Origin of the sequence: Rhizobium giardinii bv. giardinii H152, assembly GCF_000379605.1 — a bacterium.
Taxonomy (GTDB): Bacteria; Pseudomonadota; Alphaproteobacteria; order Rhizobiales; family Rhizobiaceae; genus Pararhizobium; species Pararhizobium giardinii.
Genome location: NZ_KB902702.1, coordinates 1 through 18624, shown reverse-complemented (window position 1 = coordinate 18624; position 18624 = coordinate 1). Strand labels below are relative to the sequence as shown.

Annotated in this window: 14 protein-coding genes; 6 read left to right on the top strand and 8 right to left on the bottom strand. The window is 62.4% G+C overall.

Going from position 1 to position 18624, the window contains the following annotated elements:
- Window positions 1–157 precede the first annotated feature (157 nt).
- Entirely contained in the window at window positions 158–352 is a 195-nt protein-coding gene (locus A3AY_RS39410; protein ID WP_154663333.1) for a hypothetical protein, read from the bottom strand.
- Window positions 353–451: 99 nt separating this feature from the next.
- Between A3AY_RS39410 and A3AY_RS0124795 the strand changes: the two genes are divergently transcribed.
- Window positions 452–1486, top strand: coding sequence for an aspartate-semialdehyde dehydrogenase (locus tag A3AY_RS0124795; protein ID WP_018328372.1), 1035 nt, complete (start codon window positions 452–454; stop codon window positions 1484–1486).
- Between the two features lie 223 nt (window positions 1487–1709).
- Window positions 1710–2537 (top strand): lytic murein transglycosylase, encoded by an 828-nt coding sequence (locus tag A3AY_RS0124790; RefSeq protein WP_026203795.1) that lies wholly within the window; start codon window positions 1710–1712, stop codon window positions 2535–2537.
- 89 nt (window positions 2538–2626) lie between these two features.
- On the opposite strand, the gene A3AY_RS0124785 is transcribed toward A3AY_RS0124790, so the two are convergent.
- Both A3AY_RS0124785 and pdxY read right to left on the bottom strand, forming a co-directional pair.
- Complete coding sequence (locus A3AY_RS0124785) at window positions 2627–3268, bottom strand: carbonic anhydrase (RefSeq protein ID WP_018328370.1); 642 nt, start codon at window positions 3266–3268, stop codon at window positions 2627–2629.
- A 242-nt stretch (window positions 3269–3510) separates the two neighbouring features.
- Entirely contained in the window at window positions 3511–4386 is an 876-nt protein-coding gene (gene pdxY / locus A3AY_RS0124780) for a pyridoxal kinase PdxY (RefSeq protein WP_018328369.1), read from the bottom strand.
- Window positions 4387–4672: 286 nt separating this feature from the next.
- On the opposite strand from pdxY, the gene A3AY_RS0124775 reads away from it, so the two are divergent.
- Together A3AY_RS0124775 and A3AY_RS0124770 are read left to right on the top strand one after the other, a co-directional pair.
- Window positions 4673–9460 carry an NAD-glutamate dehydrogenase gene (locus A3AY_RS0124775; protein WP_018328368.1) on the top strand — a complete coding sequence of 1596 codons (4788 nt, stop codon included), beginning with the start codon at window positions 4673–4675 and terminating at the stop codon, window positions 9458–9460.
- 42 nt (window positions 9461–9502) lie between these two features.
- Window positions 9503–10897 (top strand): MFS transporter, encoded by a 1395-nt coding sequence (locus A3AY_RS0124770; RefSeq protein WP_018328367.1) that lies wholly within the window; start codon window positions 9503–9505, stop codon window positions 10895–10897.
- A gap of 197 nt (window positions 10898–11094) precedes the next feature.
- On the opposite strand, the gene purH is transcribed toward A3AY_RS0124770, so the two are convergent.
- The 4 genes from purH to htpX form a co-directional block, all read right to left on the bottom strand.
- Window positions 11095–12708: a bifunctional phosphoribosylaminoimidazolecarboxamide formyltransferase/IMP cyclohydrolase gene (purH, locus tag A3AY_RS0124765; RefSeq protein ID WP_026203794.1), complete on the bottom strand. Its 1614-nt coding sequence runs from the start codon at window positions 12706–12708 to the stop codon at window positions 11095–11097.
- Between the two features lie 122 nt (window positions 12709–12830).
- Window positions 12831–14516 (bottom strand): heparinase II/III family protein, encoded by a 1686-nt coding sequence (locus A3AY_RS0124760; protein WP_018328365.1) that lies wholly within the window; start codon window positions 14514–14516, stop codon window positions 12831–12833.
- 221 nt (window positions 14517–14737) lie between these two features.
- A complete protein-coding gene (locus A3AY_RS0124755) occupies window positions 14738–16156 on the bottom strand; it encodes an RsmB/NOP family class I SAM-dependent RNA methyltransferase (protein ID WP_018328364.1) in 1419 nt (472 codons plus the stop codon).
- Window positions 16153–17112: a zinc metalloprotease HtpX gene (htpX, locus tag A3AY_RS0124750; protein WP_018328363.1), complete on the bottom strand. Its 960-nt coding sequence runs from the start codon at window positions 17110–17112 to the stop codon at window positions 16153–16155. The genes A3AY_RS0124755 and htpX overlap by 4 nt, the downstream gene beginning before the upstream one ends.
- Window positions 17113–17236: 124 nt before the next feature.
- Between htpX and A3AY_RS0124745 the strand changes: the two genes are divergently transcribed.
- Together A3AY_RS0124745 and A3AY_RS36095 are read left to right on the top strand one after the other, a co-directional pair.
- Window positions 17237–17437: a DUF1674 domain-containing protein gene (locus A3AY_RS0124745; protein WP_018328362.1), complete on the top strand. Its 201-nt coding sequence runs from the start codon at window positions 17237–17239 to the stop codon at window positions 17435–17437.
- 49 nt (window positions 17438–17486) lie between these two features.
- Entirely contained in the window at window positions 17487–17954 is a 468-nt protein-coding gene (locus A3AY_RS36095) for a thermonuclease family protein (protein ID WP_018328361.1), read from the top strand.
- A 68-nt stretch (window positions 17955–18022) separates the two neighbouring features.
- Here the strand turns inward: A3AY_RS36095 and A3AY_RS36090 are convergent.
- Window positions 18023–18624 (bottom strand): AMP-binding enzyme (locus A3AY_RS36090; protein ID WP_040669222.1); only part of this gene is annotated, 602 nt, incomplete at its 5' end.

Here is an 18624-nt window from a genome sequence, read left to right as displayed (position 1 = left end):
TATCCCCTGAAGCCTCCGAATCCTCCCTGATTCCGAGGCGGAACACGCCATGGCGACAAAATGGCAGAAAACCCCTGCAGGCGGCAGAGATGCTTTGGGATTATGACTTTAGTCGAATGAGACGGCATGACGCGGGCAGGCGCGCATCGCGGAACTTTCAGCTTTCTGTTGACTCCGCGGCAAAACCCAGTATGAGCAACAGCGGAAAAGGGACCGCCATGCACCGTTTTGGTACTTCCATCGCTGCGCTGATCGCCCCGGCATTCTTTGCCGGGCGGGTTCGTTCCTTCTCGATTTCTTCCAAAACTACGGCCAAAACGACGACGAAAACCGTCTGACGTCTCTGGCCCACCGCTCTCTCCCCGGTTAGGCCGGGGACCCGAAGCCCGCGCCTTGGCCGGCGGGTTTCTCCCCCCAAGCCCGCGGAGAGACGAGAAAGAGAGCAAAGACAATGGGTTTCAAGATTGCCGTAGCAGGCGCGACCGGAAATGTCGGCCGCGAAATGCTGAACATCCTTTCAGAACACGGCTTCCCGGTCGATGAAGTCGTGGCGCTTGCTTCGGCCCGCAGCCAAGGCACCGAAGTCTCCTTCGGCGACAAGACGCTGAAGGTGAAGAACCTCGAAAACTACGATTTTTCCGACACCGACATTTGCCTGATGTCGGCCGGCGGCGCCGTGTCGCTGAAGTGGTCGCCGAAGATCGGTGCGCAGGGCTGCGTCGTCATCGACAACTCTTCGGCCTGGCGCTACGACCAGGACGTGCCGCTGATCGTTCCGGAAGTAAACCCGGATGCCATTACCCAGTTTTCCAAGCGCAACATCATCGCCAATCCGAATTGCTCGACTGCCCAGCTCGTCGTGGCGCTGAAGCCGCTGCATGACTTCGCCAAGATCAAGCGCGTCGTCGTCTCGACCTACCAGTCGGTTTCCGGCGCCGGCAAGGAAGGCATGGACGAACTGTTCAACCAGACGCGCGCCGTCTTCGTCGCCGATCCGATCGAGAGCAAGAAGTTCACCAAGCGCATCGCCTTCAACGTCATCCCGCACATCGACGTGTTCATGGAAGACGGCTACACCAAGGAAGAATGGAAGGTTCTCGCCGAGACCAAGAAGATGCTCGACCCGAAGATCAAGGTGACCTGCACGGCCGTGCGCGTTCCGGTCTTCATCGGCCATTCGGAATCGGTCAACATCGAATTCGAAAACGAGATCAGCGCCGACCAGGCCCGCGACATCCTGCGCGAGGCGCCGGGTTGCCTCGTCATCGACAAGCACGAGAACGGCGGCTACATCACGCCTTACGAATCGGCCGGCGAGGACGCGACCTACATCTCGCGCATTCGCGAGGACGCGACCGTCGAGAATGGCCTCAACATCTGGGTGGTTTCCGACAACCTGCGCAAGGGTGCGGCCCTCAACGCCATCCAGATCGCCGAGCTTCTCGTCAATCGCGGCCTGATCACGGCAAAGAAGCAGGCTGCCTGATCAGGAAATATAAGGTTTTAACCAATAAAAGCCCCGCATGATCCGTTAGACGGGATGCGGGGCTTCTTTCGTAACGACAGTCTGCCGCGATATTGTGCTCATTTGTGGGAGGATTCACGTGAAACAGGGCCTCTCCATACTGCGCCAGAATCGTGACAGGCCCCGCAAAGACTGGCATTTTGCGGATATCAAATTTGGATTCGGGCGCTCACGGGGTTTTTACATGCACAAGGCAAAGCGCGTACTGGCAGGTTTCACGGCAATCATGGTGGCGGCAGTCCTGCCCGCCACGGCATCGGCGGCGCAATGCGGCAACAATGCAGGCGGTTTCGAGGCCTGGGTGGAGGACTTCAAGGGCGAGGCTGCAAGCCAGGGCATCAGCCCGTCCGTGCTCGACAAGGCATTCGCCAATGTCAACTACAGCAAGGCGACGATCCGCGCCGACCGCGGCCAGAAGAGCTTCAAGCTGTCGCTCGACCAGTTCATGCAGAAGCGTGGCGGCCAGGCGATCATTTCACGCGGCAGGAAGATGAAGGCGCAGAACGCTGCCCTGTTCGATTCGATCGAGAGCCGCTACGGCGTGCCGGCCGGCCCGATCATCGCCATCTGGGGCATGGAAACCGGCTTCGGCGGCTTCCTGGGCAAGGAGCACACGCTCTCGGCCGTCTCGACTCTCGCCTATGACTGCCGCCGCTCCGACTATTTCACCGACCAGCTCTATGCGGCTCTCAACCTCGTGCAGCGCGGCGATTTGAGCCCGGATGCGCGCGGCGCCGCCCATGGTGAAATCGGCCAGACGCAGTTCCTGCCGGCCAACGTGCTGAAGTTCGGCGTCGACGGCGATGGCAACGGCCATATCGACATGGTTCGCTCCAAGGCCGACGCGCTCGCCTCGACCGCCAACTTCCTGCGCGGCCACGGCTGGCGCGCCGGCGGCGGCTATCAGCCGGGCGAGGCGAATTTCGGTGCGATTCAAGGATGGAATGCCGCCAGCGTCTACCAGCAGGCGATCGCCATCATCGGCGCAGAAATCGACGGCGGCTCATACTAACCGGCCGAACAAACAAAAACCCGCCGAAAAAAATCGACGGGTTTTTCTTGGCCTGATATGAGGCTCGCTTCCTGAGAAGCGGGCTCTTTTTACATCCCCGGCCGGACGAAATCGCCGGTCTTGGGATCCATCACCCACAGTTCGCCGGTGGAAATGTCGAACCACGCACCGTGCAGATTGAGCTTGCCGCGCTTTTCCAGGATATCGACGCAAGGGAAGGTGCGCAGGTTGGCGATGGAGTTGCGGATCGAGACGCGCTCCAATGCCCGCTGGCGCTCGGCGGCGGTCATGATGTTGTTGCTCTGGATCTGCTCGGCGGCGGGCTTCAGCAGGTGCATCCAGCGGCCGATGAAATCGCCGGGCGACAGCGGCTCGGCATCGAGATCAAGCGCCGCCTTGATGCCGCCGCAGCGACCGTGACCCATCACCACGATATCGCTCACTTTCAGCACCTGAACGGCAAACTCGAGCGCAGCCGAGGTCGAATGATAATGACCGTCCGGCTCGTAGGGGGGCATCATGTTGGCGACATTGCGGACAACGAAAAGCTCTCCGGGGCCGCTGTCGAAGATCGTCTCGGGCGCGGCCCGGCTGTCACAACAGGCAATCACGAGGGTCTTCGGCTGCTGCCCGGTCTCGGCAAGCGCCTTGTAGCGCTGCTGCTGCTCGCTGAACCGCCCGCTCATGAAGTTGTTGTAGCCGTTCAGCAAATGGTCCGGAAAACGCTGCATGGTGCTCGATCACTCCGACTATTTAAGACAATCAGGATGTACATTGCACGCTTGCCGCCTGAGGGACACGGCTTTGTGCGCCGCGCACATGCAAATTTCCGGCAGCCTGCGCCGCCGGTGACATCCATGAAATCTCCGTTTCATCTCTTGCAAGGTTCGACCGGTTTATTCGGTCAGGGGAGGGGGTGGCAAGCGGTACATGGAGTTGCCCGCCATATATCCGCACAAACCACTGCGCCGCTTCACGACCGCCTTTTCTGGCTCGGATGCATCAATCGCCGCATCTGGACCATCGCCATCGGCGTTACGAGGCTGGAGGCATCGCGCTCGAGCGTCAGTTCATCGGCACCACGCTTGCCGGTCCGGGCGATGATCTCAAAGACGCTGGCCGTTGCCAGCTGTAACGCCCGCTCCTCCTTCAGCCCTTCCAGAAGCCGGGCGACAAACAGCGCCGCCAGGAGATCCCCGGTGCCGTTGGGTGGATTGTCGATCAGGCGATGCTCGGCAAGCAGCGCATGATTGCCGGAAAGATAGAGATTGCCCGTGCTGCCATGCATCATCGGGATTGCCGAGCTGACCAGCATCCGCGGCGGCCCGAGTGACAGGGCGGCCTCGAGAATGGCGGCGTTGGTCTCAAGCGGCACGCCGCAGAGCCAGGACAGCTCGAACCGGTTGGGCGTGGCAAGCGAAGCCAGCGGCAAAAGCCGGTCGCGCATGGCGATCGCCGTCGCCTCGGGCACGTAGAGGCCGCCTGCATCGCCCATGACCGGATCGCAGGCGTAGAAAAGGTCCGGATTTTTCTCTCTCAGCGCCCCGACCAGCCGCGCGACGCCTTCCGCCTGATAGGCGGCACCGAGATAGCCGGAGAGCACGGCGCGCACCTCGCCCGTCCACGGCGCGCGGATGAGGTCATCGATCAGGCTGTTGAAATCGCCCTCGCTCACCGTTATTCGCGTCGAAGGCCCATGGCCGGGATGCCAGGGCAGGATCACCGTCGGCACGGCCCAGACCGGATAGCCCAGCGTCTCGAGCGCAAAGACGGCGGCGCGATTGCCGACGGAGCCGCGAATCACATGGCTTGAAATGACGATGACGGCGCCGGATGCAGGCTCGGACATTCATGATTTTCCGTTGTTTCGACCACCTCAGATCGCCCGACAGTCACGTCACTGTCAACTGTAACCGGCAAAAGACCAAGCGAGGCTTTTGGGCATCCGTTCATCCGCAGGATCGAATGCGTCGATACAACCGATTTAATTTCAAGATCGGCGCATTCTCGCTGGAAATTTCATGATTTCATTCCGAATTCGCTCGAAAAACGCAGAAAATAGCCACAAAAACAGTCGCCAACGGCCATTCTTCTGTTAGGTTCGGCGAAAATGGCGATTGCGGGGAGAAACGACCATGGGCGCAAAATACAATCCGAAACGAGACCGGCACTTCGAAGTTGTATCCGAGGCCGGCAAGGCGCTCGGGCTGACCATGCTGTCGCCGGAGATTCTTTTCCGGCGGGCAAGCCATGACGACCTCGATCAATATACGCCGGAAATGCTGGCGCTTACGGCGGCGCATGCTCTCAAGGAAGTGCGCCGGAGCGAGAACCACCGTCCGATCATCAGCGTCGAATCCGTCGACGGCATCACGCCCAACGGGACAGAGGTATCGATCCTGTCCGTCACCGATCGCAACATGCCGTTCCTTTATGATTCGATCATGGGCGAGGTCACCGCCACCCACCGCGACATTCACCTTGCCATCCATCCCATCCTGGTGCTCGAAGCTGGAAAGCCGGCTAAGATTTTCGACCCGGAAGAAAAGAGCGAGCCGGCCTCACGCGTCAGCCATATCGAGATTCACCTTTCCAAGCTCAGCAATGCCGAAGCGGAAAACCTGAAGGAGCGGGTCGGCAACGTCCTCTCCCAGGTGCATCAGGCGGTCGGCGACTGGACGCAGATGACGGCCCTGCTCGACCAGGCGATGAGCGAACTCGAGAACCACGCCCCATCCCGCAAGAAAAACGACCGCGAAGAGGCGCTGGCCTTCCTGCGCTGGCTGCGTGACAACAACTTCACCTTCCTGGGGATGCGCGAATACACCTATTCCGGCAAGGGCGACAACGCCGTGGTCGAGCGCGGCAAGGGCCGGGGCCTGGGCATCCTTTCCAATCCGGATGTTCGCGTGCTGCGCCAGGGCAAGGACGCGGTGCTGACGACGCCGGAAATCCTCGCCTTCCTCAACGGCCCGGATTTCCTGATCGTCACCAAGGCGAATGTGAAATCGGTGGTCCACCGCCGCGCATATATGGACTATATCGGTGTCAAGCGTTTCGACGAGGCGGGCAACGTCACCGGCGAATTGCGTATCGTCGGCCTCTTCACCTCCAGCGCCTATACGCGGCCGGCAGCGGACATTCCATTGTTGCGCTTCAAGGTGGAGAAAATCGTCGATCATTTCGGCTACGATCCGCAGAGCCATTCCGGCAAGATGCTGGCCAATACCCTGGAATCCTACCCGCGCGACGACCTGTTCCAGATCGATGTGGGTCTTCTCGCCAGCTTCTGCGAACAGATCAACGAACTGGGCGACCGGCCGCGAATCCGGGTTCTGCCGCGCATCGACCACTTCGATCGTTTCGTTTCCGTGATCGTCTACGTGCCGCGCGAGCAATATGATTCCGATGTCCGCGAAAAGATCGGCAACTACCTGAAAACCATCTATGACGGCCGCGTTTCCGCCTACTATCCGGCCTTTCCGGAAGGCGGCCTGGCGCGGGTGCACTTCATTATCGGCCGCTATGCCGGCAAGACGCCGCGCGTGCCGCAGGCGAAACTGGAAGAGGCCGTGCGGGACATCGTCACGCGCTGGATCGATCGCTTCGACCTCCTGGCTCGCCACAAGGGCGTCGAGATCAACGTCAACGAAGCCTATCAGGTGGCGTTCACGCCGACCGAGGCCTATGCCGACCTCGACGATATCGCGGCCTGCCTGCCCACCGACCCCATCCGCATCGCCTTCTATCAGAAACGCGGCAAGGCGCCGGGAGCTCTCGAGCTGAAGATTTTCCACGCCGGCGAGCCGGTGTCGCTCTCCCATCGTGTTCCACTGCTTGAAAATCTCGGATTCCGGGTGATCAGCGAACAGACGCATGATATCGCCGTCACCGACACAGCAAGCGGACAGCGCCTCGTCGTTCTGCACGATATGGAACTGGTCCATCGCGACGGGCTCGTGCTCAATCTCGACAGGTCGGGGCCGATGCTGGAGGAAGCCTATCTCGCCGCCTGGAACGGCCTGATCGAGGATGACAGCTTCAACCGGCTGATCCTGCTTGCCGGCCTGACGGCCCGCGAAGTGACCGTTCTGCGCGCCTATGCGCGCTATCTGCGCCAGACCGGCATCACCTATTCCCAAGGCTACATTGCCGAGACGCTGAACAAATATCCGGCGATCGCTGCCGACATCTTCAAGCTCTTCGTCACCCGCATGGACCCCGCGCTCGACGACAAGCCGCGGACGAAGCGCATGGCTCAGCTGCTCGCAGCGATCGAGCAGGCGCTGAACGCGGTGCCGAGCCTCGACGAGGACCAGATCCTGCGCCGTTACGTCAACGTCGTGCAGGCAACGCTGCGCACCAACTATTTCCAGCGCGACTCCAACGGCAATCCCGGGCCGATGCTGGCCTTCAAGCTCGACCCCAAGATGCTCGACGGCCTGCCCGAACCGCGCCCGTTCCGCGAAATCTTCGTCTACGGCACCGAGGTCGAAGGCGTCCACCTGCGTTTCGGCAAGGTTGCGCGCGGCGGCCTGCGCTGGTCGGACCGGTCGCAGGACTATCGCACCGAGGTGCTCGGCCTCGTCAAGGCACAGCAGGTCAAGAACGCCGTCATCGTGCCGGTCGGCGCCAAGGGCGGCTTCTATCCGAAGCAGCTGCCGGTGGGCGGCACGCGCGACGAGATCTTCAAGGCCGGCACCGAGGCTTACAAGACCTATATCCGCACGCTTTTGTCGATCACCGACAACATCGTCGGCCAGGACGTGATGCCGCCGGCCGATACGCTGCGGCACGACGGTGACGATCCGTATTTCGTTGTTGCCGCCGACAAGGGCACCGCGACCTTCTCCGACACGGCCAACGGGCTTGCCCAGGAAGCCGGCTTCTGGCTGGACGACGCCTTCGCCTCCGGCGGTTCTGCCGGCTATGACCACAAGAAGATGGGCATCACCGCGCGCGGCGCCTGGGAAACCGTCAAGCGGCATTTCCGCGAAATGAACATCGACATCCAGACGACGCCCTTCACCGTCGCCGGCGTCGGCGACATGTCCGGCGACGTCTTCGGCAACGGCATGCTTTTGTCGGAAAAGATCAAGCTGATCGCCGCCTTCGACCACCGCGACATCTTCATCGATCCGGACCCGGATACCGATCGCTCCTTTGCCGAGCGCAAGCGCATGTTCAACCTGCCGCGCTCGAGCTGGCAGGACTACGACCGCGCGACGCTTTCGGCGGGCGGCATGATCATTCCGCGCACCGAGAAATCCGTCACGCTGACACCGCAGGCAATGGCGGCGATCGGCATCGACAAGCAACAGGCAACACCGTTCGAGATCATGACGGCGATCCTGAAGAGCCCGGTCGATCTGCTCTGGTTCGGCGGCATCGGCACCTATGTGCGCGGGCCGAACGAAACGGATGCGGAGGTTGGCGACCGCGCCAACGATCCGATCCGCATCACCGCCGACGAGGTCGGCGCCAAAGTGATCGGCGAGGGGGCCAATCTCGGCGTCACCCAGCGCGGCCGCATCGCCTTCGGCCTCAAGGGCGGCCGCTGCAACTCCGACGCCATCGACAACTCGGCCGGCGTCAACTCCTCCGACTTCGAGGTCAACATCAAGATCGCGCTGGCTTCGGCCATGCGCGACGGGCGCCTGACGCGCGCCAAGCGCAACACGCTGCTCGCCTCGATGACCGATGAAGTCGCAGCGCTCGTCCTGCGCAACAACTACGAACAGTCGCTGTCGATTTCGCTGACCGAGATGCAAGGCGCCGGCAACCGGACGGCCCTTGCCCGGCTGATGACACGGCTGGAGGCCGATGGACATCTGAACCGCAAGGTGGAGGTGCTGCCCAACGACCAGGCGCTGAGCGAGCGCTACCAGAGCGGCAAGGCGCTGACGCGCACCGAGATCGGCGTGCTGTTGTCCTATGCCAAGATCGTGCTGTTCGACGAGATCGTCGCCAGCGATCTGCCGGATGATCCCTACCTGCGGACAACGCTGCGGGATTATTTCCCGGCCAAGATGCACAAGGCGCATGCCAGCGACATCAACGAACACCGGCTGCGTCGCGAAATCATCGCGACGGTGCTGGCAAACGACGTCATCAATCGTGGTGGACCTCCCTTCGTCAGCGCGCTGATCGACCAGACGGGCTTCATGCCGGCTGACGTGGTGAAGGCCGCGGCGCTGACACGCGACGGCTACGACCTGAAGCGCATCTATGGCGAGATCGATGCCCTCGACAATGTGATCAGCGGCGTTGCGCAGAACGAGCTCTACCAGGAGGTAGCGCGGATCTTTGCCATCGTCACAGAACGGACGCTCAGGACCAAGGCGATGCAGGCGCCGCTCGGCGAGGCAATCGAGCGGCTGCGGGAAGCGTTGCAGAAGCTGAAATCCGCCCTGCAAAGCTCAATACCCGAGGACGCAACGGCGGAAGTTCGGCAAAGGGCCGCCTATTTCATCGAGCGCGGCGTGCCGCCGGCGCTCGCCGAGGAGATCGCCGCTCTCGGCGTGATGACCTTCGTGCCGGAAATCATCCAGATCGCCGCCGATACCGGCGTGACGCTGGCGCGCACGGCGCAGAGCTATTTTGGCGTGACGCAGAACCTGCGGATCGCCCGGCTCCTGGCGGCCGCCGAGCGCGTTTCGGCAACCGAGCAATACGAGGCCATGGCCCTTTCGCGCAGCATCCACGACATCGCCACCGCGCGCAAGGAAATCACCATCGCGGCGCTCACCGACAAGAAGGACGAGCGCAATCCGGTCGGTGCCTGGCGGGACAGCGACCGTACCAGGATTTCCCGCATTACCGACCAACTGACCCAACTGACGGAGAAGGGCGAAACGACGCTCGCCAAGATCACCGTCGCCGCCGGTCTCTTGAGTGATCTTGCGCAGGACCGGGCGAGGTGACACTGTCCGCGCCGACAGGCGGAGCAGACAGTGGAGAATCAAGTGAGCAGCATCACCGCAGAGGCCGGCGACGAGCCAAGAGTATCGCGCGCCGGCCTTTTCGGCTGGATGCTGTTCGACTGGGCGGCGCAACCGTTCTTCACGGTGGTCATCACCTTCATCTTCGGTCCCTATTTCGTTTCCCGGCTCGCGGACGATCCGGTGCATGGCCAGGCGATGTGGGGCTATACGATCACCATATCCGGCTTCATCATCGCGATATTGTCGCCGGTGCTGGGCTCGATCGCTGACGCGACCGGCACACGCAAACCCTGGATCGCCTTCTTCGCGGTGATCAAGATCGCGTCGCTGGCGGCACTCTGGTTCGCCGTGCCCGGATCACCGCTGCTCTATCCATTTATCTGCATCATCCTCGCCTCGATCGCGGCGGAATTCTCGATCGTCTTCAACGATTCGATGATGCCGCGGCTGGTGAGTGAAAGCCAGATCGGCCGGATTTCCAACATCGCCTGGGGACTGGGCTATCTCGGCGGCATGATCGTGCTGATCGCCGTGGTCACGCTTCTGGCCGGAAGCCCTGAATCCGGCAAAACAATTCTTGGAATGGATCCGCTGTTCGGGCTCGATCCGGCGACCGGGGCCGATGCGCGCGTGACCGGACCGATCTCGGCCGTCTGGTATCTGCTCTTCATCCTGCCGACGTTCCTGTTCACGCCCGACGCGCAGCGGGTGTCGGTGCCAGCGGCAGTTGCCGTGCGCAGCGGCCTTGCCGAGCTTGGGCGCACGATCGGCGAATTGCGGGAACGATCGGGTATCCTGCGATTTCTGGTGGCGCGAATGATCTTCCAGGATGGCGTCAACGGGCTCCTGGCACTCGGCGGCACATTTGCAGCCGGCATGTTTGCCTGGCAGACGGTCGAACTTGGCGTGTATGGCATCATTCTCAATGTCGTGGCGATCGGCGGATGCCTCTATGCCAGCCGCCTTGACGCCAGGCTCGGGTCGAAAATGATCGTCACCGCCAGCCTGATCTGCCTGACGATTGCAACGCTCGGCATCGTCTCTACCGGCCCCGGTTTCACGCTATTCGGGCTTCTGCAATTGCCGACCGCCGACACTGGCGGCCTTTTCGGCACGGCCGCGGAAAAGGCCTATATCGTCTTCGGCCTGCTGGTCGGCATCGCCTTCGGCCCGGTGCAGGCCTCGTCGCGCTCCTATCTGGCCCGCAGCGTCAGCGCCGATGAGGCGGGACGCTATTTCGGCCTCTATGCCCTCTCCGGCCGAGCGACCTCGTTTCTCGCACCCGCCTCGGTCGCGACCATCACGCTGGCGACGGGATCGGCCCGCATCGGCATGATGGCACTGGTGGCGTTTCTGGCGGTGGGGCTGTTGATCCTGCTGCGCACTCCTTATCCGGCGAACAGGGCGGCGGGGTAAGCGGCTGTCGAGCAACGATAGGCGAGGCTTTTAGTCTCCTGCGTCATTCTCAAGCTTGAGCGGATGATCCATTTCCGGGGGTCTATGGATGGTCGGGTCAAGCCCGACCATGACGGAGAGGAAAAGTTGGCGCGCGACACATAACTCCTCGCCAGCAGTCCCATAAGTCAACCTCAAGGCTCCAGCGACAGGCGCTTTCAGTGCCGGAAGTGGCGCATGCCGGTGAAGACCATGGCGACGCCGGCTTCGTCGGCGGCGGCGATGACTTCCGGATCGCGCATCGAGCCGCCCGGCTGGATGACGGCGGTGGCGCCGGCGGCGATCATCGAGAGCAGGCCGTCGGCAAAGGGCAGGAAGGCCTCCGAGGCCACTGCCGAGCCGCGCGTCAGGGGCGCCGGCAGGCCGAGCGCCCTGGCCGCTTCCTCGGCCTTGAGGCCGGCGATGCGGGCCGAATCGACGCGACTCATCTGGCCGGCGCCGATGCCGACCGTCTGGCCGTCCTTGGCATAGACCACGGCATTGGACTTCACGTGCTTCGCCACCTTGAAGGCGAACTTCATGTCTTCCAGTTCCTGCGCAGTCGGCGCGCGCCTGGTGACGACCTTCAGCTCGAGGTCTTCCACCATGCCGTTGTCGCGGGTCTGCACGAGCAAGCCCCCGGCGACGGTTTTCGCCGAAAGGCCCGGCGCGCGCGGATCGGGCAGGGCGCCGGTGACGAGCAGCCGCAGGTTCGGCTTGGCGGCGATGACGACCTTGGCAGCGTCGCTGACCGAGGGAGCAATGATGACTTCGGTAAACAGCTTGACGATTTCTTCCGCCGTGACGCCGTCGAGCTCCTGGTTGAGCGCTATGATGCCGCCGAAGGCCGAAGTAGAATCGCAGGCGAGCGCCCGCTCATAGGCTTCCAGCAGGGTCGCACCCGTCGCAACGCCGCAGGGGTTGGCGTGCTTGATGATGGCGCAGGCCGGTGCCTTTTCCGGCAGGAATTCGGCGACAAGTTCGAAGGCCGCGTCGGTGTCGTTGATATTGTTGTAGGAAAGCTGCTTGCCCTGCAAAAGGGTCGCCGTCGCGACGCCCGGGCGGTTTTCGCCCGTCAGGTAAAATCCGGCTTTCTGATGCGGATTCTCGCCGTAGCGCATCTCTTCCTTCAAGACGCCGCCAATGGTGCGGTGGAGCGGCATCGGCGTGTCGAGGACTTCGGCGAACCAGCCGGAAATGGCGGTGTCGTAGGCTGCAGTGCGGGCATAGGCCTTGGCGGCCATCTGCCGGCGGAAACCGAAGGAGGTGGCGGCGCCGTTGCCCAGTTCGGCGAGCAGCGCCCCGTAATCAGCGGCGTCGGTGATGACGGTGACATAGGCATGGTTCTTGGCCGAGGCGCGGATCATCGCCGGGCCGCCGATGTCGATATTTTCGACCGTTGTCGGATAATCGCCGCCCTTGGCGCGGACTTCCTCGAACGGATAGAGATTGATGACCGCAAGATCGATGCCGGTGATGCCATGCGTCGTCATGGCCTGCACATGGTCCTCGTCGTCGCGGATCGCCAGAAGGCCGCCATGGACGCCCGGATGCAGGGTTTTGACGCGGCCATCCATGACCTCCGGAAAACCGGTGAGGTCGGAGACATCCGTGACCGGCAAGCCCGCTTCCGCCAGCGTCTTGTGCGTACCGCCGGTCGAGACCAGATGGATGCCCTTGCTGTGCAGCGAACGGGCAAGCTCGACGATGCCGGTCTTGTCGGAGACGGAGAGCAAAGCGGTGCGGATCGTCACCTGATCGGGGGCGGGAATTTTCTTGGAGGCGACAGCCATCATCAAGCTCCTTGTGCGGTGCCGGATATCGGAAGGTCTTCCGGCAAATGTTTGCCTGCCGTTAGCACAGCTTTCCCCATGAAGGAACCGTTTGATTCGCCTGGGTGCCGCTTGTCGGCTTGTCACGCTTCGCGCGACAGAATCCACTGGATTTCAGGCACGGAGGCGACGGCGAAGGTTATGGTGATCTGCGACGTCCTGCGCATGCCGGAAGGGTCGGCGAAGAAAATGTCTTCTTCGATCGCCACCTCGCTGTCGCGGCAGGTGAACAGCCAGGTTTCGCCATCGGGGGCCGCAAGATAAACCTCGTGCGGGCTGTGCTGGCGCAGGTTGATCGCCGGATGGATATGAAAACGGGCAACGGCAATCGCTGAATTGGTATCCCCCGGATCCGTGCCGTCCGGCTGGAACAGCCGGTCGCGGCCGCGCACCGCACTTCCCTGGCCGTTCACGCTGATGTCGCGCTCATGTATCAAGCCGCAAGACTGGGCATAGCCATCATGGTTGGCGATGACCGCATCCGGCTGACCTTCCTCCTCCTGCCGGCGCAGGGCTACCCTGGAGACGCCGCCGGTGACGATGGGGCCGAGGAAATGCGAATCCGACAGTCGCGAGGACGAGCGGTCGTTGATGGTGACGGTCGAATGCGCTGCCGTCAGTCGCGCCAACTGGCGGAATCGTTCGCCGGCAAACTTTGGCGAGCCCGAGTTGATGATGAAGCGATGCTTGCCCGAGGACATTTCGAACGACAGGCAGCCGGCATGGGCGGTGCGCGACAATTCCGGCGAAAGCGGCAAACCGGTATCGATGATGACCACGACATTGTTCGCGGTCAGGCGCTGGTAGTTGATATGCGGAAGGGCCTTGAACGGCGCGCCGGCCGTCTCGTCATACCGCAGGACAGCCATCAGCTCGTTGGCGAGCGTCGAGGTGGCGCCATTGAACAAGGCGAGCTCCCCACCCTGATGGCGGAAGAACCGCAGCGCCGGATACATCCGGTCGATGCAGGGAATGAGCTTGGCGGGCACATCATGGCCGAGATTGACATAGGTCTGGCGCAGCGGCAGCAGGTCGAGCAGCAGCTCGAGCCCGGTGCGCGGGTTGCGCGAGCTGTGGCCGCCATCCGGCAGAATCTGTCGATCAAGCTCAAGATCGAGATTGCGGGCCGCCTTGCGGATCGCCGATTCCGACGCGGGCATGGCGACGGAGGCCATCGCAAGGGCGATGCGCACCCGCAGCCGCGCCTCGCCGTCGCAGGTGGTGTCTGCGACGTGGCGCAGATACCGCACCTGAAAGGCAAGACTTTTCAGGAACCGGCGATAGAAGCCATGCTCGGCATTGCGCAGGATGATCGGTGAATGCGACAGCCAGGCGATCAGGCGCTGGGCAATGATTTCCGGCTCCCAGGCGATACCATCGATAAAGCGGCCCTGCGTGGCGATCCAGTCATTGACGACATGGCGCAACCGGACAAAAGCCTCCTCTTCCTTCACCGCGCGCATGTGGCGAACCCAGCCGAAGGAATGCAGCCGGACGGCAAATTCGCGGGAGGGCAGGTCGATTTCGAAGGGCGATTCGCCCTCGGTATCGAGCACCCGGCCCGCCAGGGGAAAACGGCCCTGCAGGATTTCTTCGGCGACGAAGGGATCGACGGCCCGCAGATCGGTTGGCGCGACGATCAGGCGATCGGGAGTGCTACCCGTGAAGCGAAACGCCGTGTTGCGGCCCAGGGCAAGGCGGCGCGAGAAGCGGCGCCAGCCCTCACGCAGATACAGATAGGGAAGCCTTTGCCGGTCCGAAATGCGCATCGCTGAGCCCGTGTGCCTCCCCCTCCCGGACCGGGCTTCAAACCGCATCAACGAATCGGAATGATTGCTGTCCGCACCAGATACGACCAGAACGATGATCGTGCCTAAAAGTCATTAAACTTTTATGCATCGTGCCGGTATTGTTAGGCAACCGTGCCGAACCCGTCAATTGACCGGCGCAATCTGCCTGTTGACGAAGTCTGTGGGCACAATGTTGCGCATCATGCCTTGCGGCGCAAAACGACGGCATAAAAGCCATCCAGTCCACCGGAAAAGCCGTCCTGCGGCGTGATCATCGCCGGCGTCGTGCGAAATTCGCCGAGCGGTGTGATCGCATCTTCCAGGCCGGGCCAATCGGCCGGATCAATTGCGACCCGCTCGCAATGTCCGTCGCCAAGCACGCGTTCGGTCACCTCTTCGCCCTCGCGCTTGTCGAGCGAGCAGTTGGAGAAGACGACGAGACCGCCCGGCTTGACCAGCGTCAGCGCGTGGCGCAGCAGCTTTTCCTGCAACAGCGCCAGTTTCTCGATATCTTCGGGACCCTTGGTCCACAAAACGTCCGGATGGCGGCGGATCGTCCCGGTCGAGGAGCAGGGCGCGTCGAGCAGCGCCGCGTCGAACAGTTCCTCCGCGCGGAAATCCGCCATGTTGGTTTCCTGCGTCGTCGCCTGGAGCCCGAGCCGGGCAAGATTGCCCTGAAGGCGCTTCAGGCGGCTCGCCGACTGGTCGAGGGCGGTGACGGTCGCCCCGGCCAGAACCAGTTGCGCGGTTTTTCCACCCGGCGCCGCGCAAAGATCGACCACCCGTTTGCCGCCTAGCGCGCCGAAGAGCTTCGCGGGAAGGGCTGCGGCGGCATCCTGCACCCACCATTCGCCATCATCAAAGCCCGCAAGGGCCGGCACCGCGCCGGAAAACCCGGCCAGACGCACCGAACCGGTCGGCAGGACACGCCCGTTCAGACGCTGCGCCCATCCTTGGGCATCCGACTTGACGGTTACGTCGATGGCCGCAGGGGTGAGCAGCGCATCGGCGATACGGGCGGCTTCCGGGGCCCCGTAATAGCCGACCAGCCTTTTATGGAACCATGCCGGAATTGCCGGGATCGTTTCGCCGACCGTTGCGAGCAACTGCTTTTTTTCGCGGGAAAGGCGGCGCAAAACCGCGTTAACCAAACTGGCGAAACGCTTGTTGCGCGGGTCGGTCTGTGCCTGTTCGACGGCCAGATCGACGGCGGAATGATCCGGGATATCGAGATAGAGGATTTGCGCGGCCGCGACGACCAGAACATGATCCAGCGCCCGCGCGCCCTCCGGCAACGGCGTCTGCAGCAGCGAGCCGATCATCGCCTCGATGCGGGGCAGCTGGCGCAAGGCCGAATTCAGGATCGCCCGCACCAACGCCCGATCTGCCTCGTTGAGCTCGCGGTAGACCGGGTTGCCGTTGGTGGCATCAAGCATGCCATCCAGAGAGGTCTTGCGATCGACAACGGCCGCAAGCATCTTTGCCGCCGCCTGCCGGGCCTTGAGACCGGGCTTGTCGCTGCGCGCAAAGGCGGGATTTTCCGGGCCTTTCTGATCAGGGGTCGGCTTGCGGCTATTTCGTTTCGGAAGCGAAGCGGTTTTATTTTCGTCGGACGTCAAGACCAGGGACCTTTCGGTGGTTCGGAACCACCGCGACCCCAGCCCGTCGGCGGCACGGAGCGCGATTTGCGCACCGGATTATCAGCCCTGACCGGCGGCGTCGAGACCGCCGACATTTCACCGGCCATCCTTTGCAACGCAGCGATTCGGTTTTCCGTCGCCGGATGAGTGGAAAACAGGTTGTCCATGCGCTCGCCGGACAAAGGATTGATAATGAACATATGGGCTGTTGCCGGATTGCGCTCGGCCTCCTCGTTCGGCACCTGATGGGCGAAATTGGAAATTTTTGCGAGCGCGGAAGCGAGCGACAGCGGCTGGCCGCAGATCTCGGCGCCGCGCCGGTCGGCGGAATATTCGCGCGTCCGGCTGATCGCCATCTGGACGATCATTGCCGCAAGTGGCGCGACGATCATCGCGACCAGAACGCCGATGAAACCGAGCGGGTTGTTGTTTTCGCGGTTGCCGCCGAAGAAGAAGGCAAAATTGCCGAGCATCGAAATGGCACCGGCCAGTGTCGCCGTCAGCGTCATGGTCAGCGTATCGCGGTTTTGGATGTGCGCGAGTTCATGCGCCATGACGCCGGCCACCTCGTCGTAGGTCAGCGCATGGAGCAGTCCCGTGGACGCGGCAACGGCGGCGTTTTCCGGGTTGCGGCCGGTGGCGAAGGCATTCGGCTGCGGATTGTCGATGACATAGACCTTCGGCATCGGCAGCCCGGCGTATTTCGCCAGGTCACGCACGATGCCGTAATATTCCGGTGCCGAGCGCTCATCGACCTCCTGCGCCCGGTACATGCTCAGCACCATGCGGTCCGAGTTCCAATAAGAGAAGAAATTCATGACGGCAGCGACCAGCAGCGCAATCATCATGCCGCTCTTGCCGCCGATCAGGAAGCCGACCGCCATGAACAACGCGGTCATGAATGCCAGAAGCATCGCGGTGCGTATAAGGTTCATCGATCCATCTCCTAAGGTCGGCAACGTTTCACGTGAATCATTTGTTCCGTTTGCACGCGAGGTTCCTATATGATGGTGACATCGACCGCATTCTTCAACATTTTCGCGGAAATTTGGACCTGGCATGCAAAACGACAACGACAATTCACCAGCAGAACCCCGCAAGCCGCTCACGCCCGCGGCTCAACGCGCCCTGGCCGAGGCGGAAGAACGCCGCAAGCAGCAGCAGTCGCTCGACCTGCCTGAGGAACTGGGCGGTCGCGGCGGGGCGGAGCCGGCCCGTTTCGGCGATTGGGAAATCAACGGCCGGGCGATCGACTTCTGAGGAAATAATTCCTGTTGCCAAGCCATTATGATCGGGATATTTTCCTATCATGATGTTTCGCAACCGCTCCGGCCTTCTCGCTACTGTCATCCTGCCCTTCCTGGGCTTTTACGCCCATGCCTTCGAATCCGGCAAACGAATCGAAATCGCCGGTCCGGTCAGTGCAGAGATCATTCGCGTCATCGACGGGGATACGATCCTGGTCGCGGCCAGGCCCTGGCCGCAGCAGACGATGGAAGTCTATGTGCGGTTGCGCGGCATCGACGCGCCGGAGCTGAAATCGTCCTGTGCGGCGGTCCGCGACGCCGGCAGGCAGGCACGCGCAGCCTTGAGCGACCTCACCCGGGATCAACACGACATCCAGCTGATGCGCATCTCCGGCGACAAATATTTCGGACGGGTGGTTGCCGATATCAGTTTTTCCGACGGGCGGAATCCGGCTCAGGAGATGCTTACGGCCGGCTATGTTGCGCCTTATGACGGTGGCCGCAAGACGGAGAACTGTTCTTCCTTCTGAAGGCCGGTCGAGCCATCCCCGGTCACAGGGGCCCCGGCACAGAAGCCGGGGCACAGGGTTGGCTCGAATCAGGCCTTCCTGTTCTGCCGGTTGGCGATCAGGTCGTCGACGACGGTCGGATCGGCCAGCGTCGAGGTATCGCCGAGCGCGCCGTAATCGTCCTCGGCGATCTTGCGCAGGATGCGGCGCATGATCTTGCCGGAGCGGGTTTTCGGCAGGCCGGGGGCGAACTGGATCTTGTCCGGCGAGGCGATCGCGCCGATTTCCTTGCGAACATGGGAGATCAACTCCTTGCGCAGCTCTTCCGAGCCCTGCTGGCCGACCATCAACGTCACGTAGCTGTAGATACCCTGGCCCTTGATATCGTGCGGATAGCCGACGACGGCGGCTTCCGACACCGCATCATGGCTGACCAGGGCCGATTCGACCTCGGCTGTGCCCATGCGGTGGCCGGAGACGTTGAGCACGTCATCGACGCGACCGGTGATCCAGTAATAGCCGTCCTCGTCACGGCGGCAGCCGTCGCCGGTGAAATACTTGCCCTTGTAGGTGGAGAAGTACGTCTGGATGAAGCGCTCGTGGTCACCATAGACGGTGCGCATCTGGCCCGGCCAGCTGTCGGTGATGCAGAGATTGCCGTCGGCCGCACCGTCGATCACCTTGCCTTCGC